Genomic DNA, 275 nt, shown 5'->3' on the forward strand with positions numbered 1-275 from the left:
GCGCCGGTCAGCGGGTAGCAGCCCAGGGTGCGGAAGCGCACCTTCTTCATCATCGGCACCTCGCCGGGCTTCAAGGGCATGCGGTGGTCGTCGACCATGATCAGCGTGCCGTCGCGCTCGACCACCGGGCGCTCGGCGGCGTAGTACAGCGGCACGATGGGGATGTTCTCGAGGTAGATGTACTGCCAGATGTCGAGCTCGGTCCAGTTCGACAGCGGGAACACGCGGATCGACTCGCCCTTGTGCTTTCTGGCGTTGTAGAGCTTCCACAGCTC

1 protein-coding gene is annotated in these 275 nt (G+C 64.4%); it reads right to left on the minus strand.

What is annotated here, in order from left to right; translation table 11 throughout:
• On the minus strand, nucleotides 1–275 hold a 275-nt coding region (locus tag B447_RS21665; RefSeq protein WP_004250026.1), incomplete at both ends, for a phosphoadenosine phosphosulfate reductase domain-containing protein.

It is taken from the genome of Thauera sp. 27 (assembly GCF_000310125.2).
GTDB classification, from domain to species: Bacteria; Pseudomonadota; Gammaproteobacteria; order Burkholderiales; family Rhodocyclaceae; genus Thauera; species Thauera mechernichensis.